This is a genomic window from Streptomyces sp. NPDC058697 (genome assembly GCF_042715345.1).
GTDB classification, from domain to species: domain Bacteria; phylum Actinomycetota; class Actinomycetes; order Streptomycetales; family Streptomycetaceae; genus Streptomyces; species Streptomyces liliifuscus.
In genome coordinates this window covers 55,566-76,191 of the sequence record NZ_JBHXSU010000002.1, presented here as the reverse complement: position 1 = coordinate 76,191, position 20,626 = coordinate 55,566, and the positions used below count along the sequence as shown (strand labels likewise).

The 20,626-nt window shown below is 67.9% G+C and carries 18 protein-coding genes and 2 pseudogenes; 1 reads left to right on the top strand and 19 read right to left on the bottom strand.

Translation table 11 applies throughout. From position 1 onward, the window contains the following. Positions 1-10 precede the first annotated feature (10 nt). On the bottom strand, positions 11-853 hold the full coding sequence (locus ACFWXQ_RS04855; protein ID WP_383943681.1) for an IS5 family transposase: 843 nt from the start codon (positions 851-853) through the stop codon (positions 11-13). Between the two features lie 359 nt (positions 854-1,212). Then, positions 1,213-1,662 carry a hypothetical protein gene (locus ACFWXQ_RS04850; RefSeq protein WP_383943678.1) on the bottom strand — a complete coding sequence of 150 codons (450 nt, stop codon included), beginning with the start codon at positions 1,660-1,662 and terminating at the stop codon, positions 1,213-1,215. A 200-nt stretch (positions 1,663-1,862) separates the two neighbouring features. Between ACFWXQ_RS04850 and ACFWXQ_RS04845 the strand changes: the two are divergent. Then, positions 1,863-1,973 (top strand): annotated as a pseudogene (locus tag ACFWXQ_RS04845) (IS5/IS1182 family transposase); the annotation flags it as partial. A 1-nt stretch (position 1,974) separates the two neighbouring features. Here ACFWXQ_RS04845 and ACFWXQ_RS04840 read toward each other — a convergent pair. The 17 genes and pseudogenes from ACFWXQ_RS04840 to ACFWXQ_RS04760 all read right to left on the bottom strand — a co-directional run bounded on the left by ACFWXQ_RS04840 (position 1,975) and on the right by ACFWXQ_RS04760 (position 20,289). Beyond that, the gene (locus ACFWXQ_RS04840) at positions 1,975-3,846 is read right to left on the bottom strand and encodes a thiol-activated cytolysin family protein (protein WP_383943675.1); all 1,872 of its coding nucleotides are present in this window, start codon (positions 3,844-3,846) and stop codon (positions 1,975-1,977) included. Between the two features lie 130 nt (positions 3,847-3,976). After that, positions 3,977-4,273 (bottom strand): hypothetical protein, encoded by a 297-nt coding sequence (locus ACFWXQ_RS04835; RefSeq protein ID WP_383943673.1) that lies wholly within the window; start codon positions 4,271-4,273, stop codon positions 3,977-3,979. 143 nt (positions 4,274-4,416) lie between these two features. Next, positions 4,417-4,701: a hypothetical protein gene (locus ACFWXQ_RS04830; protein WP_383943670.1), complete on the bottom strand. Its 285-nt coding sequence runs from the start codon at positions 4,699-4,701 to the stop codon at positions 4,417-4,419. Positions 4,702-4,726: 25 nt separating this feature from the next. Next, entirely contained in the window at positions 4,727-4,984 is a 258-nt protein-coding gene (locus ACFWXQ_RS04825) for a hypothetical protein (protein ID WP_383943667.1), read from the bottom strand. A 1,296-nt stretch (positions 4,985-6,280) separates the two neighbouring features. Next, a complete protein-coding gene (fxlM, locus tag ACFWXQ_RS04820) occupies positions 6,281-7,501 on the bottom strand; it encodes a methyltransferase, FxLD system (RefSeq protein WP_383943664.1) in 1,221 nt (406 codons plus the stop codon). Positions 7,502-7,594: 93 nt separating this feature from the next. Next, on the bottom strand, positions 7,595-8,752 hold the full coding sequence (locus ACFWXQ_RS04815; RefSeq protein ID WP_383943661.1) for a lanthionine synthetase C family protein: 1,158 nt from the start codon (positions 8,750-8,752) through the stop codon (positions 7,595-7,597). Then, positions 8,749-11,805 (bottom strand): lantibiotic dehydratase, encoded by a 3,057-nt coding sequence (locus ACFWXQ_RS04810; protein WP_386267558.1) that lies wholly within the window; start codon positions 11,803-11,805, stop codon positions 8,749-8,751. The genes ACFWXQ_RS04815 and ACFWXQ_RS04810 overlap by 4 nt, the downstream gene beginning before the upstream one ends. An 82-nt stretch (positions 11,806-11,887) precedes the next feature. Then, positions 11,888-12,064 carry an FxLD family lanthipeptide gene (locus tag ACFWXQ_RS04805; protein WP_383957146.1) on the bottom strand — a complete coding sequence of 59 codons (177 nt, stop codon included), beginning with the start codon at positions 12,062-12,064 and terminating at the stop codon, positions 11,888-11,890. A 239-nt stretch (positions 12,065-12,303) separates the two neighbouring features. Further along, positions 12,304-13,227 carry an endonuclease/exonuclease/phosphatase family protein gene (locus tag ACFWXQ_RS04800; protein ID WP_383957141.1) on the bottom strand — a complete coding sequence of 308 codons (924 nt, stop codon included), beginning with the start codon at positions 13,225-13,227 and terminating at the stop codon, positions 12,304-12,306. Beyond that, positions 13,224-14,165: an endonuclease/exonuclease/phosphatase family protein gene (locus ACFWXQ_RS04795; RefSeq protein WP_383957138.1), complete on the bottom strand. Its 942-nt coding sequence runs from the start codon at positions 14,163-14,165 to the stop codon at positions 13,224-13,226. The genes ACFWXQ_RS04800 and ACFWXQ_RS04795 overlap by 4 nt, the downstream gene beginning before the upstream one ends. A 123-nt stretch (positions 14,166-14,288) precedes the next feature. Further along, positions 14,289-14,798 carry a GntR family transcriptional regulator gene (locus ACFWXQ_RS04790; protein WP_383957148.1) on the bottom strand — a complete coding sequence of 170 codons (510 nt, stop codon included), beginning with the start codon at positions 14,796-14,798 and terminating at the stop codon, positions 14,289-14,291. 6 nt (positions 14,799-14,804) lie between these two features. Beyond that, positions 14,805-14,978 (bottom strand): annotated as a pseudogene (locus ACFWXQ_RS04785) (GntR family transcriptional regulator); the annotation flags it as partial. Between the two features lie 22 nt (positions 14,979-15,000). Next, the gene (locus ACFWXQ_RS04780) at positions 15,001-16,395 is read right to left on the bottom strand and encodes a glutamine synthetase family protein (protein ID WP_386267555.1); all 1,395 of its coding nucleotides are present in this window, start codon (positions 16,393-16,395) and stop codon (positions 15,001-15,003) included. Beyond that, positions 16,395-17,879, bottom strand: coding sequence for an amino acid permease (locus ACFWXQ_RS04775; RefSeq protein WP_386267553.1), 1,485 nt, complete (start codon positions 17,877-17,879; stop codon positions 16,395-16,397). Before ACFWXQ_RS04775 ends, ACFWXQ_RS04780 begins: the two co-directional genes overlap by 1 nt. Positions 17,880-18,163: 284 nt before the next feature. Continuing rightward, positions 18,164-19,165 (bottom strand): hypothetical protein, encoded by a 1,002-nt coding sequence (locus tag ACFWXQ_RS04770; protein ID WP_383957354.1) that lies wholly within the window; start codon positions 19,163-19,165, stop codon positions 18,164-18,166. Positions 19,166-19,333: 168 nt separating this feature from the next. Continuing rightward, positions 19,334-19,816 carry an ATP-binding protein gene (locus ACFWXQ_RS04765; RefSeq protein WP_386267551.1) on the bottom strand — a complete coding sequence of 161 codons (483 nt, stop codon included), beginning with the start codon at positions 19,814-19,816 and terminating at the stop codon, positions 19,334-19,336. Between the two features lie 14 nt (positions 19,817-19,830). Then, positions 19,831-20,289, bottom strand: coding sequence for an ATP-binding protein (locus ACFWXQ_RS04760; protein WP_383957307.1), 459 nt, complete (start codon positions 20,287-20,289; stop codon positions 19,831-19,833). Positions 20,290-20,626: the final 337 nt, after the last annotated feature.

The following is a 20,626-nucleotide window of genomic DNA, read 5'->3' as shown; positions in this document are numbered from 1 at the left end:
CACTCGGAGTTCAGGTATCGCGCCAGTTCGGGGTGGATTCCCTGGTCAGCCGACGGCTCATCAGGTCGACTATCGCCAGCTTGATCATGGCTTCAGAGCGGTGCGGTTGGGTTTCGTAGTCGCGGACGAGGCGGCGGTGGTGCATGAGCCAGCCGAAGGTCCGCTCGACGACCCAACGCCGCGGAATCACCTTGAAGCCCTTGTGAGCGGGGTCGCGGCGGGTGACTTCGACGTCGATGCCGAGGCGGGCGCCGTGGTCGATGACCTTGGTGCGGTAGCCCGTGTCGGCCCACGCCTTCGTGACACGGGGATGGTCTGCGGCGATGCTCGAAAGAACCTGAATGCCGCCGACGTTGTCGGAAACGTTGGCGGCTGTGACCAGCACGGCCAGGAGGAGGCCGAGCGTGTCGACGCCGATGTGCCGTTTGCGGCCCGTGATCTTCTTGCCCGTGTCGATGCCCTGGCCGGCCGCAGGCACGTTGGCCGAGGTCTTGATGCTCTGGGCGTCCAGGACGCAGGCGCTCGGCTCGGCGTCGCGACCTTCGGCCTCCCGGACTAGTCGCCGCAGGAGACCGTTGAGCTGGTCGAAGACCTCGTCCTTCTGCCAGGCGGCGAAGTACCCGTAAACGGTTTCCCATGGGGCGAAGTCATGCGGCAGGTACCGCCAGGGAATCCCGGTCCGGTCGACGTAGAGGATGGCGTCCATGATCCGGCGCAGATCGTGCTCGGGTGGCCGCCCGATGTCCAGGCCCTTCCCTCTTCGCTCGGCCCGCCAGGCTGTCAGAGTCGGTTCCAACAGTCCCCAACGGGCATCGGACAGGTCACTCGGGTAGGGCCGCTGCTTACGAGGCATGTTTCTGTAGTACCGATGGCCGCCGCCCCGCCACAGGGCGCAAACCGGTGCAACCGGGGGCGCGTTGGGATCAGACTGGAGCGAAGGGACCGAAACGGGCCCTCGAAGGCCGTCATCCGCCTCACCTGCCACAAGACATGTCTACTGCCCCAGTCGACACGAAGCGGTCCGTCACCTGATCTGCGATGAAGCACCCCCGACAGGACAAAACGCTCTTTCAGGGGTCGTTTTAACCCTTTAAGCGAACATTCCTCGTATTCCTTGGTGCGTGGGTGTCGTCGTCGTGGGGCTGACGAGTCGGATGCAGGGGATGGGTCATGTGGGGTGACCGGAGAGGCGGAAGGCGCCCTATACCTGTCTCATCCCAGGACGTCTGCCGCATGGTCCGGTTCAGTGACGAGGGGGCACCGCCGCCGCCAGCACCGGCGAAATGGAGCCGATGCATGTCCGCTGCCTTCGCGCTGGTACTCGTGCCGGCGAAGACGGCGCCATAATCGGTATCTGCTGATCCGCTTGCCGCATTCGGTTCCTGCGCCCAGGATCAGCAGCAACGTGAGAAGTGCAGCCACGATCGCCTGAGACGCGCAGGCCACCGGCAGATCAGCCCAAGAGCAGCCGTAGCTGATCAGCGCAGAGGAAGTCGACCCCACGCTCAGTACCAGGAAGAACCGACTCGTCCCACCGGGAACCGGCCCTCCTTTGGCAGCCCACTTCTTCATGCCTTCGACGAACCAGAAGGCAACCAGCGCCGCCACTTCTAGCCCTGACAACAGGACCGCCAGGCCAAGGTCCAGGACCCACTTCGTCATGTTCACCATGCTGAAGCGGACGGACATCCACACGCCTGAGTGCAGCTACTCAAATGGAGTTGCCATCAAGCGGACTTCACAATGCGGCCGTCACAAAGGTTGCGGAAGGAGCAGTTTCCGACGAGGCCACCTGGTCCGTGCTTCCAACGCCGGGACACACGCCTGGGCCCACGCCCCCTGTCCGGCGGTATCACCTGGTCATGGCCCAAAGCCGTGCGTATCCAAGTGACCTGTCCGATGCCCGGTGGGCGTTGATCGAGCCGGCGCTGTCGGCATGGCGGGCCGAGCGGCGCCGGTCTACGAGAACAGGGCCTATTGGGTCATCGCCGGAATGGTCGGCAAACGTCGGCGGACGGACACGGTGACGTCGAAGTCACCGTCCCCGTTCGTCATGTCGTCGTCGTTGAGCCGCAGCCACAGTTCGCAGTCGTCCGACTCGGCGGGCACGTGCACCCGTGCGCCCGAACCGATGGGGAACCACTTGCCATTGTCGTAGCCGCCGATCAGCATGGAGCCCCGTACGCCCTCGCCGTCGGGGAGCGGGTACCACGACTTGGGTGAGCCGCTGATGCCCTCCGGTCCCGTTGCGCCGATGAACATCCACCCCGCCCAGACCCGTCCGGTCGCCGTGAACGTGACCTCGTCCCCGCGGTTCACCCGGATCCCGGTGGGAACCGGTCCCTTGCCGTCGCCCTCACCGACCTTGTAGGTGCCCGCGACCTCGCGTCCGCCGTACACATTCGCGTCGACGATGCGGACAACATCGGTCGTGCGGGAGACCTGCACCAGGTTGTGCGGCGGCGCCAGATAGCGGACCGTGTACTGGATCGGCGCCACGGGCACATCCCTATTCACGGCCAGCTGCCCCTGGATCCAGGGCACGAGGCCCGCGACCGGGTTGGTGATGACCTCCCCGACCACACCGCTCGATCCGCCCAGCACGGCCGCCGTCACCGAGCTGCGCGACAGGGTGTTCTTGTGCTCCCCGGTCAGGGCGGCCGTGCCGGAAACGGCCGACTCCCAGCTCGCGTTGAGCGCGGCCTTGACATCGAAGCTCGTGGCCTCGCTGTCCACCAGGAACGTCAGCAGCCTGCCGTAGAACACCGTGGCGATATGACACGGTGGGTTGTCTGGGCCGCAATAGGCCTTTACCTGCTCCAGAGTGACATCGTCCGCGAAGAATCGGGGCGGCGATCCGTCGGGGTCAAAAGTGACCTGGTAGTACGACTGGGAGAAATAGCCGAAGGTAGTGCTCCGGCTCGCGCGGGTATTCAGCTGGCCTTTGGCGTTGACTCCCCACCCCGAACCCTTGAGATTGAGGCCGAACCGGAGCATCCCCTCTTCCAGTGTGTCTACCTTCTCCAGCTGGATCCGAACGGCCGCCGCGCTGTCCTGCGGCTTCAGCTCGTGGATCAGCTCGGTCAGCGCGTCCTGGTAGGCGCGCAACGACGGCTCGCCCAACCGACGGGACTGGGACTTCGGGGCGGGACCGGTGAGGTTTGTCGCGACCGTGATCCAGCCTGGATGGCGATGCAGCGGAATGGGGGCCAGCGCGCCGGGGGCCACCGAAGCCCCGGTGACGAGTGCACCCGCCCACATGACGTCCGGAATGGGGTTGATCTCTACGAAGTCGGAGACTCGCCGTGACATGCGGATCCGCTGCTCCGACAACTCGACCTCCACACCGTCCACCTCGGTGACACCCGGGCGCTTCACCACCGGACCGGCCTCGTCGGTGTCGTCCCGGTAGGGCAGTGGCGCAAGGGAGCGGATGTAGGTGTCGATGGCCAGCACCTCCGCGCTCACGTCGTGCACGCTGGGCAGCTTTTCGCCGAGGCGCGAGGGGAAGAGCTGGAGGTCCCCGGGCCGCAGTTGGGCGGCGCGGTGGCGGGGATACAGCGCGAGCGTGGCCGCGTCGGGGACGGGATGGAGCCGCCCGCGCCGGGCCAGGAAGGACTTTCCGTCGGTGCCGATGAGCAGACTGCCGTTCGCGAGCGAGGGAATAGGCGGACCGATTTCGACGGCGAGCAGTTCGTCTGCCAGCACGTGTTTTACGGCGTCCCAGCCCTTGGAGTTCAGCGCCAGTAAGGTCGTGTAATCGGGGACCAGACGACGCCTGTCGTTCTCGATGTAATACACCTCGGGTCCGTCGCCGATAATGAGGTCGCCTTTTTCCACCGGCACTATTTCCCCCTCTTTCGAGTGTTCCCCGCACTCTTGAGGAGGCTCAGTTTGGCACCGGCCGGGATTGATCGGAAGGTGGGGCGGCACGCCCATTCCGGCCCAAAACAATTCAACGACCCCTCTGATGGGCTCAGGGCATACCGCTCCCCACGGACTCACCGGCACGAAAGGCTGATGCCGCCTTACAGCAGGGAGTCCCCAGGGACGCCGGGACGTACGGGCGGCCGGTGTCCCGGAGCATCTGAAGGGTGTCATGGTAGAAGTTCGCGGTCACGCCCCGGGCGAACTCCAGCTGGTCGGCCTCCAGGTGCGCGAGGTGTTCGACGATCGCGGCGCGGTCGCGTGCGGCGTAGGCCCGCAACAGATCGTGGGCCCGCCACGCCTCCTCGTTCATCCGGGGGTCGGTGAGGTCCTGGAAGTCCTTCATCGTTTCTCCGATTGGTCGGGCAGTCGCCGCTGTGCGGGCGGGTTTCATTCCGGGTCGAGATCCCTGAGGAGGTCCTGGACCAGCAGATCCTGGACTAGGCTGCTGACCTGGTCGTACTCGGCCTGCAACCCGGTCAGACACGCCTACGCGACGCCCACCTGGTGGCGCGCGTCGCGTAGCGCGGCGAGCGCTTGGCGGTCTACGGCGCCGGGGGCCGGACAGCGCCTTTCGCACGCGACGTGGAGCTCGCTGTGGGCTATGACGCCGGAGTTCGGCGGAGTCTGGCCAGACCGGAGGGCGACGACCTGGGCCGGTTCGCTCGTCCACTGCTCGTCGAACGGGGTCGGGTCGATGACGACCTGCCCTTGGCCGCCGATGGCGACCAGGTCCCACAGGTCAAGGCCCTCGGGCCAGTCCCACTCATCCATCGGCGTGCCCCCGGTGGCATACAGGTCAAGAACGTCGTGACCTACGCCCGCGCCGTCGACGTAAGCACGCACGGCCCAGTACAGACGCCGGCCCCTCGGCACGGCGTTCACCGGGCTCCACCAAGACCTGAGCGGCGGCGTCCGCCGGGGTGCGGGGGCAGGGCACGGCGGCGGTCAGCACCAGGTCGAGCCGCGTGTCCATGTCCAGGCGGAAGGTGCCGTACGGGTTGACGTTGGACCAGAACAGCGCGGTCAGGCCGCGCCGGTCCTCATCGGTGAGCAAAGCACTTGGTCTGTGGCCCAGTTCATCCCTGAAAGGAGGGCCGGTCAAGTGTCATGGTTGCCCGGGTTCTAACTGACGGATGCTGGCCTGGCAGGAGGACGTACTGAGGTGGGGGCTGGGTGATGCCCGTTCCCGGGTGGTGTGCTGTGGTCCCGCCAGGGCGAGTGTTGTGGGGTGTGCACTTCACCAGGTGTGATGCTGAGTTGGCGGCGCTCTGGCTGCCGTTCATCTCTTCGCCGCGCCCGTGTTGGTGGTGCTGCGGTGCGGCATGGTGCCGTTCGGCACACGACCGACGGAATCAATCAGAGAAACGGCCTTGCCGCAGTGCGGAGGCCAGAATTAACGGTGAATCTCCTTTGGGCGTAGCTCCTCTGGAGGGACAGGCTGAGCTGGGACGTTGGCAAATCGACCGTGCCCGGTGCGGCTGCCCCTCGTTGGAGAGCCGTAGGTAGGCGTGTCGGCCACGACCAAGATCGACCGAGCGGTCGTAGCTGGTGAGCGGCACGGGGACCGGAGCCGCCGGAAGGATCACACTCCAATGGAAACTCGCAGCTTTGTGCTGGTGCGGCCGTCCCGCCAGAGGAGCTACACCTGATGAGTATTGGCTCCCCGAGGAGCGAGAGCTGCTCGCCCGATCCGTCTATGGGTACGCACTGAGTTGTGATGTCCTCCAGCGGGAGTTGATCGTCTGATCCGCTCACGGTGCGTCCGCTTGGGGGGACTTGAGGTTGGGCGGGTAGCCTTTGGCGCGCAGGTAGATGTCGAGGGCGAGTGCGACGATGTCGCCGTGCGCGATGTCCGAGTCGGCGTTGTAGCGGCGGATGTGTCACTCTCCCGTGTAGGCAGGACAGTCAGCAAATACGGCGTGCACCCCACCAGTGGCTGGCAGCTGTGTCGTCACCGTTGAACTGTTGCTTGGCCCACTCCGATGTGGGGAGGAAGGCGCCAGGAGATCTCCTTGTCGCCGAGGTGCCGCCTGCGGGCCTGCAAGCGGGAGCGGACGAGTTGGCGAGGAGGTTCTCTAACTGTTGCGGGTACTGGCCGCACAGTTGGGCAAGGAGGTCGAGCTCCGCTCTCCCGGTGCCGACACGGGGTGTCGGCGTCATTGGGGTGCCCAAGCGCAGGTGGGGGTGCTTGGTTGCGGTGGTGGATCAGGACGAGGGTTGTCGATCATGTGCAGGTCTCTCCCTGGCGGCCGGCTCCAGGGCCTTTGCTTACTGGGAGAGACGCGACAGCGATGGCAGCTGTTGCAGCTGGGGCCACCGATCGCACGCTCGGCGGCCCCAGTCGGGTTGTTCAGTAGGTGATGACGAGGCGCACCGATGGCTTGTTGATGAGGTGACCGCTGGCCAGCTTCTCGTCCGGTGTCCCGCCTGGGTAGGCGATGATCGACGGCGGCAGGGTGCGGTCGAGGTCCCATGCCCGCAGTTCCTCGCACAGCCGCTCGGTTAGTTCGGCACCCGCGGGTCCGTACCCGGCCGCGCCGAGGCGGTATCGCCTACTGCCTTGGGCTTCCATGGATTCGAGAATCAAGTAGGCCACGGAGTCGCCCTCGACGAGCGCGGGGCTCAGGGCGGGGATGGCGGGTCGGTGCAGGCTCCCGGCACGTGTGAAGGCTTCGGGGCGGACGGTGATGCGGCAGGTCGCCGGGTCCGAGGCGCTCAGGCGGAGCCAGATCCCGTCGAGCGGTTCGTCTGGGGCGACTGCCACGTTGGTCCATAGGAGGTGTTCCTTGACCTCGGTGAGGCTCTGGCGCAGGCTCAGCGGCTGGATGGTCTGATCAGCGTCCCAGTACAGCTTGATGGAGCGGTCCGGGTCGACGTAGCCCTCACGCTCGCCGTCCTGGCCGATCATCGGGAGGAAGCCGCAGGTGGCGACGGACTCCGAGCGCAGGCAGTCGGCTTCCTTGACGAAGGCGACACTGCGCGTCAGGCCGCGCCAGCGCAGGGGAAGGACGAGCCTGCCGCCGATGGAGAGCTGGTCCCACCAGGTTTCGGGCAGGTCCCAGATCCCGACGGTGGCGATGATCCGGTCGTAGGGGCCGTACTCGGGTGCGCCGATCGCGGCGTCGCGGGTGAGGACGCGGACGTCGGTGAAGCCGGTGTTGTCGAGTCGCTGCCGGGCGTGGGCGGCGACGTCGTCGTGGATGTCGAGGGTGGTGACGTGGCCGGAGGGGCCTGCGAGGCAGCGCATCAGGGCTGCGTTGTAGCCGGTGCCCGCGCCGGCTTCGAGGATGTTGTCGCCTGGCTGGATGTTGAGCTGGGCGAGCATGAAGAACACGACGTCGGGCTGCGAGGCACAGCTGAGGGGCAGGGCATCCGCGTCGGGGTTGTCCTTGATGGTCACGGCCTGGTTGGCGTAAGCGTCATCCAGCGAGGCGCCGGGGATGAAGTCGTGCCGGGGCACGGTGCGCATGGCCTGTTCGACGCGGGGGTCGTACAGGCCGGCGACGTTGGTCTTCACGATGTGGTCGACCAGGCGGTTGCGCAGTTCCTGCGGGGTGTTCGGTTCGGTCATGTCGTTCCTTCCGAGAGTGCCCGGCCGCCTCGTGGAGCGGGTAAGGGGCAGAGCCTAGCTAGGTCGTGGTGGTGCACTGCCTGTTTGAGCCGGTCAGCCGCTCAACAGCAGGCAGAGGTCCCAACTGGTGTCGGGCGTGGCTGAGTTACGGTCGGGCCGGATCAGAAGCGGCCCGGCGGTTCCCTCCATGAGGCCGGGGCCGTCGGGCATCCCGTGGCGCTCCAGATTCGCGACGGCACCGGCCTGCACGCTGGGGAGAAGCTCCGAGAGCTGACCTCCTCTCTCATCCTGGGCTGCGCGTCGCGCGACCTGTATGAGCCCGGCCCACCCGTGGCAGAGGGAGGCGTCGGTGAGCAGGGCGAGCCGGTGTTCGTTGACGAGGCATCCGGCCAGTGCACGCTCCGCCTGGTCCTGGATGCCGGTATCGCCAAGAGCGAGCCCGGCGAGCTGCTGGGCGCGCGCGAGTCCGGGAGTGCCGTAGCACCACGAGGGGCGCCGGGGTTGCGTCTGCTCGCTCTGGCCGCGACGGAGCTCGGACCTGCTGATCCACTCCGGCCAGCGCACATTCCCGTGCGGGCCGATCCTCCACTGGTCGAGCCAGTGGCAGATCCGGGCGATGGCGCTCTCGTGCTCGGGCACCGTGTAGCCGTGCCGGGCGGCCGTTGCCAGGAGTGCGAGAGGCCCGGCGACGCCGTGGGCGATGCCGAAGTTGCCGTGGCCTCCAGGGTCGTGTGGCCGTTGTGTTCCGACGCTGCCGGTGCTCCACCAGCCCGGCAGCGTCTGCCGTTCGACGGTGATCGGTTCGGTGAGCCGGACCAGGTAGGTGAGGATGTCGCGGACCTCGGCCGTGTTGTTCTTGCGGAGGTGGTAGACGCCCAGGCCGGTGAGTCCGCTGATCAGGTCGAATTCGTTTGTCTCGGCCAGATCTCCGCGGTCGATGCGCGCGTGGGCCTGCTCAAGCCGATGGGCAGTCAGCCGCCGCACGTGGCCGTCGAGTTCGGCCAGTCTGCGGGCCGCGGCCGGGCTGTCGATGAAGGTCAGCACGTAGGCGACGGCAGGGGCGCCCTCGTACAGGCTGGCCGCTTCGGCGGCCACGATCGGGCCACGGAGCATGGCCGTGGCCCACGGCCGCATCATCTCCCCGCCGCTGACACCGGTGCGGGCCAGAACGGCGTGCATCAGCGTGACGCCTGCGGCGCCGGAGTACAGCGACTGTCCCCAGCCGGGAGTCGCATCGCTGTGATGGTTCATCGGCAGTCTGCCCCCGACCGGGCGAGACAGGCGAGGGCTGCCTGCCGGGCGATGCGGCGGCACGTCTTTTCGTCGTCGCGGTTGACCCCTCGCAGGCGGTTGTGGTGCATGTGAAGGAGGGACTCCAGGACTGCGTTCACGTCCATGTCGCCATCGAGGCGTTCGCGGTACAGGGCCAGGGCGCCGGCGCGGCGGTGCCAGGCCGTGGCGAGCGCCGGCTGCCAGCCTCGGGCAGCGGGCGTTGTCTCCCGGACCAGAGCGACGGCCTGATCGGTCACCGTGCGCTCTGCGGCAGGGGCTTGCACGGTGCGTTCGGCCAGCCAGCGCAGCCCGTCGTGTGCCCCCAGGAGGCCGCGGGCGATATCGACCAGACCGGTGGCAACGAGTGCCTGACCGTTCACGCCTGGCAGCCCGGAGCCGGTGAGGGCTTCTGCGGCGAAGTGCGAATCGGCGACGAATACAGCCTCGGCGCCGAGCAGTGCCGGGCCGGAACCGTAGCGGCCGATCTCCGGTGAGTAGCTGGTGAAACTGAGGTCGTTGATCAGCCCGTCGCAGCGCAGCACCATGCCCCAGGCGCCGACGGCAGCCGTGTACGCGGCGCGCTGGGCCGGGCTCATCATGGCGTGGATCCGCATCCGGATGTGATCCCGGTCGTGGGGGCTGCGGTAGCGCACGAACCACCACGCGGGTGTCCCGGGCAGTTGGCCGGCCAGGACCGCAAGGTGGTGGGCGATCAGGTCGTCGTGCTGATCGGGATGGGTGTAGAAGCAGGCGCTCACCCACGTCGCGTTGGGTGAGGCCGGGAGCTGCCCGAGCGAGCTGTTCCGCTGCACGGGCAGGGGCCCGCTCAGCGGGTTCACGGAGGGCGGGAGGGTGCTGACCATGGGCAGGGCCACCTCGTGGACGCGGCCGCCCAGCCAGCCGAAGCCTTCTTCGGACGGTGCTTCGGTGAGGACGGCGTGTTTCTTCCGGTCGAGGTGTTCGCGCAGGATGGCCGTGTGTGCGGGCACGTCGAGTTGGAGCCGCAGAGCGCGGTCGTCATCGCGCAGCTCGACCGTGCCCTGGCACTGCCACATCGCGCGCCAGGAAGCGAGTGCACCCGCCCACTGCTCGGCGTCCGCCCCGCTGGGCGGCAGGGACCGGGCGGACAGGTACCAGCGGGCGGGCGACAGGATGGCCTTGTCGTAGCGCACCCGCGGCAGGTACGGCAGCCGCTCGGCGAACGGGCCCCAGTCGAAGCCGGTCCACGCGGGGCCGAAGGCCCGCGTCAGGTGAGCGAGAAACCGGGCCAGCAAGGGCGGCTGCTTCTCCAGCGCCATGGCGTGGAAGACCTGCGGGTCCACAACACTGCGGCGGGAGATGCTGACCAGGTACAGACGGCTGGATGTGGCCGTGACGGCCAGGTCGTCGACGTCGATCAGAGCGACCTCGTGCGCGTCGGGAGGACGGTGCTCACCGAGGGAGATCACGTGCGGGAGGTAGGCCGGAATGCGGGCCACGTTCTCGGTGTGCGCGTACAGACCGGGGAAGGACAGCTGGGCGGTGATGGCTCCCTCGACGCCGGAAGGAACCCGCCGGTACACCTCCTCAAGTCCCGACCCGGTGGCAACAGGCGTGAACCGCGATGTGAGGGTGCCGGCGCTCCGGGCCGGTGTGACCGTGACGGTGAACTCGCCGCGCTCCAGGGCCACAAGGTTCTCAGCGTGGATGCGGGCGCACATCTCCACGTGCGGCGGCGCCTCCCGCCCCGCGGGCCGCTCCTCGGCGACCTGGTCGACGAGCGTGTCGCTCAGCACGATCTCGCGGTTGCCCGTGGCGCTTGCCTGCCAGGCCAGGGACAGCAGCCGCTCGTCGCGCTCGGACATGGCGGGTGTGGGGGCGAGCATGCGGCTACCGGGGTACTCGGCCGGGTAGCCGAGCCCGCCGATGGGGTCGACGACGTCTTTGACGGGCACGAGCGTGCCGGTGCCGTACCGCTCCCAGAACGCGGCGTGGTAGTCCAGCCACACCCCTTGCCCGGCAGGTCGTCGCGTGAGGCGCAGCAGGACGTCGGCCGCCTTCTCCATCTGCCGCACGACAGTGCCGGGGATCTGCACATCGACGTCCACGACCAGATCGACGGCAAGGGGGCTGCGGGCCGCGTCAGAGACCTTCCGGCACTGCCGCACGGTCGCCTCGCGGAGGATGTCCTGGTGGCCGACGGGCGCGCCGTTGTGCTCCTGTACGGCTTGCTGCACGGCCTGCAGGCCGTCGAGGATGCCGGCTGCCGATGTGGTGCGGCGGGCACCGGTGGCATGCAGTTGGCCGATGACGTGGCCGAGCGGGTCGGTCTCGGTCATCGGCGCTCGCAGATTGCTGACCAGGAACTTCTGCTGCAGCAGGGAGGTGAGTACGGCCCGTGTGCGCGTGGGGTCGGTACCGGGAAAGTCTTCCTGCAGTGCGGCGGTGAGGGCGGTGAAAGGGACCGGGTGCGCAGCGTGCTTCTCGATGGCGCGTACGGCGCTGGTGCGCCGGATCGCGGCGCCGCTCGGTCCTCCGTGCTGGACGTGCAGGCGGCTGCCGCGGTTCGTGGCCAGACTGTTGAGGACGACGCTCAGGTGGTTCAGCAGATCGGGGATGGCTTCAAGGCGGGTGACGATGTCGTCCAGCCATTCGGTGTTCGGGCGGATCACAGTGCGGTGGGCGTCCCCCCACTGTGCCCGCGGCGTTGTTCCGATCGCGGCGGCAGCAACTCCGGCGAAGAGGCCAAACGGTGTCGGGCGCCCGGTGGCGCGCAGGACGTAGGAGACGGTGGCCAGGTACGCGCGGCGTACCTGCCGGGCGCGGACGGGGTGCCCGTCGCAGATGGTGCCCAGTCGGGCGGCCAGGTCGCCGCTCGCTTGCTGTATCGCTGCGGCGAACTCCGGTCGCTGCCAGATGCCTTGCAGCCATGTGCGAGTCGCGTCTGTGTTGTCCGGGGCCGGCCACTGCGAAGGAAGTCCCGTCAGTGGTACTGCGGCGGCCCGCAGCAAAGCCGTGCCGGTGCGCTGGTACACCTTCTCCTTGCTTCCCATCAGTGGCCTCCGCCGTTGAGTTCGGAACCGGTGGGCCGGGGAGGGAGTAGCCTCCCCGGCCCACCACTTCAGTGGCTGTGCGTCACACGGCGCTGGCGCAGGACGAGGCGCAGGAGCCCGCGCAGCCGTCGCCAGTGCCACACGCCTGCGGAAGCAGCTCGGAGCCGATCTCGGTGACGACGGTCAATTCGACGTCGAACGGGTCCAAGCCGGTCGGCGCTTCGGCCGACGGAGGCAGGAGAACAGCAGGTGCAGTCATCGTTCGTCCCTTCTAGTTGCTGACGGACTGTCTTACTTTTGGCCGGATGGCCGGTTGTGCGACCCCTCCCCGTTCTGACCCGACCGTGGGGACCAAAGTCGGTCAGAAGCGGGGCAGGGGGCTGAAGGCCCGCAGCGGGGTTGGGACGCGGCGGGGTTCCGCGTCACGCTGGCCCCTGCTGGGAAGCTGCAAGCCGCTCGGTGAGCCGGGCTCGTGGTACGTCCCACCGAGCGGCAGTCTCAGGGGGTGACCAGCGAATCGAGCGCGCTGGGCTGCTGGTTGAGGACGTCCGAAAGAAGGTCGCCGTCGAGCGTGACTCGGACGATGTGGTGGTCCGAAACCTCCTCGGGGACCTCGATCACGTCGACGCCAGTCACGGCGTCCAGCAAGTCGGTGGTGGCGGAGAGGCGGTCGATGCGGGCGTCCGGTCCGTGCGTCTCGCAGGCGTTGACCGTGCGGGAGACAGCCCTTACGTCTCCATGCCTGGCAGACCAGTGGCGGGCCACGTCCTCCAGGCCGGCGGTGCGCAGCGCCTCATCGGGGCGGGTGTCCATCACGCGGGTGCCGTCCGGGCCTATGAACGAGCGGTGGAGGCGGTGGGGTCGGTCGTTGATCTCGTCCAGTACAGGCAGGACGGGGTCGCCCTCGATGCCGGGGACGGGATAGCTGTTGTTGTCACCGGCGACCAGACACGGCATCCGTACGGTCTCGCCCTGAGGGGTGGTCCACTTCTTGTCGGCCCACGTGGACAGCCACTCTGCCTCGGCAACACGGTTGGTGCTGGATGCGTAGTTCAGGTGGTAGGAGGCCAGGGCAAGCGGTGTGGCCTCGCTGCCTGCGGGCAAATAGCGCATGCTCAACGCCGTGGGCGGCAACACCCACATGGGACCCGGCTTCGGCCACTCACGCACCGGCTGGAAGAAACGCGGATCGGCGAAGACCGCGGTGCACGATTGTGGACCGAGCCAGCCGCGCATCCCGAGAACGCCCTCCAGCTCGTACAGGATCGTGTTGCCGTCGGCGGCCGCGCGCCACATCTCCTGACGGAACACCAGGTGCGGGCTCAGGGACACCAGCCTCTCGTACGCCTGAAGGCGCTTGGCGGAGTCACCACCACTGTTGTTCTCGAAGTTCCAGGACAGCAGGGTGATGTGGGTGCTCATGCGGCGACCGCCGTCTCACGGGTGGCCGGGGACAGGGCGCGGCGCAGGCCGTGGAGGCTGAACGTCGCCATCACCAGCGCGTGATCGGACACTTCGACCACCTCGTCGGTCGCGATGACCTCCACCCGGGTCAGGGCTTGGGCGGTCCGCGGCGTCGCGAGCAAGCGGTCAATGCGCTGCCTCGGTCCCTGGTCCTCGCGCCACAACGACGCCGTCGGGGCCAGGGCCTCCGGCTGGCCCAGTACGGTCGCCGCGTGGTGGGCCAGATCCACAAAGACGGGTGACCATCCGTCGTGCTCACCGGCGAGGATCTCATCCGGGACGGTGTCGGAGAGCCGGGTGCCGTTCCGCTCGATCGTGCGGTGCAGGAAGTGGCTCCGGTCCTCGATCTGGTTCCAGTCCGGCAGCGGCGCCATCTCGTCCGCCGTGCGGTGCGGGTAGGAGTTGCAGTCACCTCCGATGATCGTTTCCAAGCCTGGTTTGCCCAGTGTGACCAGCCGGTGGGCTTCCACCGCTCGATTGGCCGGGGAGAAAGCACACAGGTGGAACGAGGCCAGACTCAGCCTCCTCGCGGCACCGCTGAGCTGTACCACCGGGTTGCAGATCGGATGCCACATCGACGTGCGGTGCTCGAAGAACTCGATAGGCCGCAGCAGGTTCCTGTCGACGTAGACACCGGTCGGGTTGGCGGACTCCCGGGTGGCACTGGCGAGGAACGGAATCATGCGGCTGCCGACGCGAGCGGCTTCCGCCCAGACCGCGCGCCCGCCGAACATGTCGGCGCGGGTCAGCTCCTGGCGCAGGAGCACATGCGGCTGAAGTTCGGCGAGGACGTCCATGGCCAGGTGCCATTTCGCGTCGTCACCGCTGTTGCTGGTGCCGTTGTGCTCGACGTTCCACGAGACCACACGAAAGGCGTCGTCATCGATCCCGGTCAAGAGGTTCTCCATGGGAGTAGGTGTGGTGGGGTGTCTCGGAGGTGCTGGCACCTGGAAATGCCTGCCGGACCCCTTCTCTTCACGAGCCACCGTCTGGTCCCGCGAAGAGAAGGGAGCTTGAAGTCAGCCGTCGGGATCGGAAGCCGGCACGGTGGCGTAGACCCTCTTGTTGTGCTGCCGCCTGCTGACGAGCCCTTCTTCCCTGAGCAGTTGGAGGGCACTCGAGATCGTGGAGTGGCCCGCGCCGAACTCGCATTCCAGCTCGGCATAGGTGGGCAGGGGGCTGTCGGGCGGGTAGATGCCGCTGCGCAATCGCTCCCGGATGACCTTTCCGATGGCCACATGGTGTGACGGCGCGCTTGGCGGGGGCGCGCAACGGTGGTGCGGGTCGAGGACGTACGTGCCCTGCGCGTCGAGGGCGGCGAGGAGTCTCTCCTGCTTCAGCGGTCTCAGTGCCGCCTGAACCGTGGCGGGGCTCACATCGAACTCGGCAGCAAGGACCCGCGTCCCTGGCAGCCACGTTCCAACGGCGTACGTGCCCGCGGCCAGCCGTTCCCGAATGATCTTTGTGATCTCCCAGGCTTCGCGGGCGGTTGGTTGCGTGGCCTGCGGGTCGGGGACGAGGTTTCCCATGCCGCAGATGGCGTGCAGGATCCCCGTGTCCTTGAGAGGTCGGAGCGCCTGACGGAGGCCCCAGTGGGATACGCCGAATTCGGCGGCCAGACATTTCTCCGCGGGCAGTACCGTCCCGGGCCCGTACGTGCCATCGGCAACTCGTCCCCTGATGATCTTTGTGATCCTTTCGGGTGTCATGAGGCGGCGATGTGGTGAGGGTTCAGGCACGGAGGAGCCCCCGTTCCCGTTCGGTATCCGTGACGCGATGGCGGTGCCAACGGATCTCGTGCCGGGCCGCGCAGGCGTAGTGCCGCACCGCGGCCGGCCCGAACGCTTCCAGCACGATCTTGCTGGAGCGGAAGTCGGCCAGTGCCTCGACGAGGTCGGCCGGTACGGGCAGGCCATCGTCGGTCTGGTAGGCATCGCCCTTGGTCTCGGGCGGGAACTCGGGCCGCTCTGTGAGGCCGTGGTGGATGGCGGCGAGGGTCGCGGCGAGCGCGAGGTAGGGGTTGGCGTCGGCGCCCGGGAGACGGTTCTCCAGGTGTGCCCCGTCGCCGTGGCCGGTGACCCGGATTGCGCAGCCGCGGTTGTCGCGGCCCCAGGTGAAATGAGTGGGCGCGAACGAGCGCGGCCTGAACCGTCGGTAGGAGTTGACGTTGGGCGCGAGGAGCGGGATCAGGTGTGGCAGGCCGGAGAGCAATCCGGCAATGGCCTCCTGCATCGTCTCGGGCAGATCCCCCTCGTCGGGGATGGCGAAGGCGTTGCGGCCGTCGCGCCACAGGGACAGGTGCAGGTGCAGGCCGCTGCCCAGGTCGGTCCGGGGGCTTGCCATGAATGTGGGTGTCATGGTGTGCCGTCCGCCGAGGTGTTTCACGGCGTGCTTGTAGACGGTGTACGCGTCGCAGGCTGCCAGCGCCTCGCCGTAGGGGAAGGTGGCCTCGATCTGGCCTGCAGCGCCCTCGGTCTTGACCGCCTCGACCGGGGTGCCGGCGCCGCGCAGGACGTCCTCCAGGTCGTCGAAGAAGTCCGTCAGCTCCACGGGATGGTCGAGGGCGTAGTCGAGGTTGTGCGGTGCCACCGGCTCCAGAGCGCGGCATCCGGCCGCGTGTGCCTGCTGTGCGGTGCCCTGGTAGAGCATGAACTCGCTCTCCAGACCGACCTTCACGTCCCAGCCGAGGTCCTTGAGGCGGTCGATCTGGGTGCGCAGCATGGTGCGGGGCGCGGCGTCGATCGGAAGGCCGCTGTGGTGGAGGGCGTCGGCGTGGATGAGAACGGTGCCCGGCATGTAGGGCAGGCGGCGGATGGTGGCCAGGTCGGGGACGACGCCGAAGTCCCCGAACCCCGTCTCCCAGCCGGCCAGTTCGAAGCCCTCCAGCGGCTCCATGTCGACGTTGGTGGCCAGGACGTAGGTGCACATCTCCGCCCCGGCCGTCGCCCTGTCCTGCGTCTGCTTCGTGATCGTTTGCAGGAAGCCGGAGGCGTCGAGGCGCTTGCCCTTCAGCTGGCCCAGCATGTTGGGGACGGCAAGGAGCACCGTGGTGACGTCGCCGCTGTCCACCGCGGTCTTGAGGTCGTTGAGGGACAGGCGTCCGGTGTGCTGGTTGTCCTCGCTCATCACACGACCCCCTCGGCCAGGGCGGCGTGTTCGGCCGAGTTCCCGAGCGGGGGGATTTTGTAGGAGCGCCGCCCCTTGGTGATCCACATGATCCACGCGAGGAGCAGCACGACGAGCAGGGTGACGCCCGCGTAGTTGAACGAGTCGAAGGTGACCGGCGAGGCCTGCGGCAGGACGAACACTCCGGTCAGGACGATCACGTAGACGACGGAGATCCAGCCCAGCGGCTTGCTCCACTTCCCGAGGGTCCAGGGGCCGGGTTCGAAGCGTTCGGGGAAGCGCCGGCGGAGGAACACGGGGATCACGTAGGCGGGCGTGATGCCGATGACGTTGATGGCGGTGACGGCGGCGTACGCGGTCGGCGAGTACAGGCTCGGCAGCGCCAGCACGAGCGCGACGCCCACGGACAGCCACACCGCGGCGATCGGGGTGCGGGTGCGGGAGCTCACCCGCCGCCAGGTCGCGGAGAACGGCAGAGCCCCGTCCCGTGAGAACGCGTACACCATGCGGCTGGCCGCGGCCGTCTCGGCATTGCCGCAGAACAGCTGCGCCACGATCACGACCAGGAGCAGGCCCTTGGCGACGCCGGTGCCGAGGACGTCGATGAAGATCTGGGCGGGCGGCACGCCGGTGCTGGTGCCCAGGGTGCCCGCGTAGTCCTCGATGGCGAACAGCAGCCCGGCCAGGAGGACGAACCCGGCCACCCAGGACCAGGCGATGGCGCGGATGATGCCCCTGGGCGCAGCGGTCTGCGCCTGCTTGGTCTCCTCCGACAGGTGGGAGGAGGCGTCGTAGCCGCAGAATGTGTATGCCGCCAAGAGGCATCCGAGCGCGGCCACGTAGAGGGGGCTGTCGAAGCCCGTGCCGTTGTTGAAGTGCGTGAACACGAACTCGGGGCTCTGGCGCTCGCCCGGGGCGAGGGTGAGCATTCCCACGATCAGCGCGACGCCGAAGAGCTGCCACCACACCGAGATGGAATTGAGGACGTTGACCAGGCGTACCCCGAACGTGTTGAGGGTGCCGTGCAGCAGCAGGGTGCCCGCGAAGATCAGCATGATCGTCTCGGGTGTGGGTTCCAGGCCCCATTGCAGGCTGGCGAACGCGCCGATGAACAGGGCGCATCCGTAGTCGATGCCGGCGATGGCGCCGAGCAGGCCCAGGAGGTTGAGCCAGCCCGTCGCCCACGCCCAGCTGGGGCCGCCGAGCCGGTGGGCCATGTAGTACAGGCCGCCGGAGGTGGGGTAGGCGGACGTCACCTCGGCCAGGCACATGCCGAGGATCAGCGTCATGAAGCCGATGCCGACCCAGCCCCACAGCATGACGGCCGGTCCGCCGGTGTTCAGGCCGTAGCCGAACAGGGTCATGCCGCCGGCCAGGATGCAGATCACGCTGAAGCTGATCGCGAAGTTCCCGAAGCCGCCCATCCTGCGGGCCAGTTCGGGCTGATAGCCGTGCGCACGCAGCGCGGCGTCATCGTCCAGCATGGCGTTAGCGGGTCGTGAGTGGGACACCGGGCACCTCTGCGGCATAGGGAGGGAAACAGGTCGTGTAGGAACGGGCGGCAGCGGTGAGGGCGAGGCCCTGGCCGAGCAATGTCAGGCCGCTGACCATGCTGAAAGCCACCGCGATACGCAGCGCGCGGTTGCGGAGCCTGCCCGGCCGGTGCCGGACGTGTCGTAAGAACAACGGAGAGAGATCCTCTGGATGGGTCGAAGGAAAGGAGGACGGCGGGGCGCGTGGGGTGGTTGCGGAGGGCCTCGGGTGGTCTTCACCGGCGGCTCCGCTCACTCATTGCTCTGTAACGGGCGGAGCGGAAATCGTCCTGCCACCACGAGTAGTTCGGGGTGACCTGGGCCCAGGGGGCGAGAGTCGCGTACGGGCCGATTGCCTCGAACACCGCGGCCGCCTGGCCCACGCCGGTGACGGTCAGGGCGTAGGCCAGGTAGTTCAGGTCCAGCAGGGAGCGGGTGTCGGGCTCGTCCTCCGTGGGCTGTGTCTGCTCGAACCAGTTGTAAAGAGCCTGCTCGGCGCAGAGGGCCGCGTCCTCACTCGACCAGTAGCCGGTCACACCGGCGGTCTGGCGGCCCTGCAACTGCCTCCGGTAGGCCTCGAGGTGGGCGTACAGCGGCAGCAGATGCAGCGCCGATCCCTCGGGGGCGGAGTAGGCCACCGCGTGAGCGAAATTGAGGCCCCCGTGGCCGCGGGCGTGAAACACGCCGAGCATCCGGTGATGGGCCTCGCGGCCGTACGGGTCCATTCGGTGCGCCCAGTCCAGCAACCGCCACGGTCCCAGCGGCAGCGTGATGTCGAGCGGCCGGCTCCAGTTGACCGGGCTGTGCGGGAACATCTCGTCGGTGTCGGTCTGTGCGAGGGCCAGCTGACACACCGGCGGCACGGGATCCTGCGGCCACCAGTCCGCAGCGATCCGGCACGCGGCGTCGGCAGCATCGACAGCCCGTCTCAACGCCCGCCCGGACACACCACCGCGGTGAGTATTGAGGACACGCTCGGTATTCACCCGGGCCCGCATCATCAGCGCATCCGCGTCGTGGGGCTCCTCCGCGCACCAGGCCTCGATCGCCCTGTTGTTGGCGGCAACCCTCGCCAGAACCTGACTGCGGGATGTGCGCAGCGTCCAGTCATCGCCCGTGTCTCGAAGCAGTCGCTTTGCTTCCAGCCACCGGTCCAGCTGGAGATCTTCGCAGGCGAGACGCAGTTTCTCGTCCGGGCCCGCCGGGTGATCGATCAGGTCCATGTCATGGGGTGACATCGGGGCCTCCCCGCAGGAAGCGAGGGGCCTGCACCAGCGAAACGGACTCGCCAGGCGGGCGTAAGAGGGACATGGGGGTGGAGTCCTCAAAGCAGGTGGGGTGATGACCGCCGGGCCGCGGGGGCGATCCTGGGGAGGCTCGGCTGACAGCCGCGGTCCGGCGGTCGGTCAGTGGGAGTCGGCAGCCGGAGAGGGATGCCTGATCAGGACCTGGACGGTCTTCTTGTCTCCGTCGTCGGACGGTCGCCAGGTGGTCTCTCCGCCGAGCTCACGGACGCGCGCAAGGCCTGTGCATTTCTGCGCGGTGAAGGCCGTGAGGAAGTCGGGGAACGCGGGGCTCGGGTCCGTCACGGCGATCAGCAGCGTCTCGTCATCGGCAACGGCCAGCTTCAGCACAAGGACGCCTTCAGAATGCTCCGCGCCGACGTGGTCAACCGCGTTCTGCATCAGCTCCGCAACGACGGTTACGGCGTCCTCCTGGTCTCCTGACCAGCTCATCATCGTGAACCGCGTACGGGCGTGCAGGCGAGCGAGACGCACCGCCTCCAGCTGAATGGAGAAGGCTCTGCTCCACTCCTGAGGACGCTCGGGCCGGAGCAGAGGGAGGGCGGCGGAGCATTCATCCGAGCTGGAGGCCACGGCGAGTTCCATGTCGTCGATCCTTCTCAAAAGGGGAGGGTGCACCAGGTCGTCGTGCCGTCGTGACTGACGCCCCAGTCGTCGGCGATGGCAGTTACGAGGAGGAGGCCGCGGCCGTCTTCGTCATCGGGAGCGGCGTTGCGCGGCAGAGGAGATTCGTGAGAGCCGTCTTGGACGTCGAGCCTGAGACGATCAGCAGCGAGGTGAAGGCGCACCACGATGTCGCCGCAGCCGTGCCTGAGCGCGTTGGTGACCAGCTCGGTGGCGAGGAGTTCGGCGGACTCGGCGAGGTCCGGCCGACCCCAGTGCCTGAGCCCGGCCCGGACGATGCGGCGTACTTGGCTCGGCCAGACCCGGTCCGCTTCAGCGATGCCGTCGCCCTCAGAGTCGCTGGCGCGGGCGAAGGACACCTCAATGCCGTCGCACACGCTGAGATGAGGGGCGGTGCTGGGGTCCGTCCGCGCGATGGCCGCAGTCGGTGTCATGCCGAGTCCTCTATCCGTCCTCACTTGGCGACCAGCGTCCGGGATTCAGCAGCCTGGGGTGGTCCGGTCGGAACGCTGGGGCACGGTCTGCGCGTCGAAGCCTGAAAGCGCACTAGGCGTCGTCGGGGGAGGAAATGCGGTGCGATGCATCTGCAGGTTCACGGGGAACTCCTGGCTGATCATTTGGCTTCGCCGAGCGGTGCGATGGTCGATCCCTTTCCTGGGACCTACACGGGAGGTGCAGAACTACGCCTAGGAAAGGGATCACCCTCCTCCGCGCCGGTGGATACGACGACACCGGAGCGACGGTCGGGGCGTCACTCAGGTAACCGCGTAA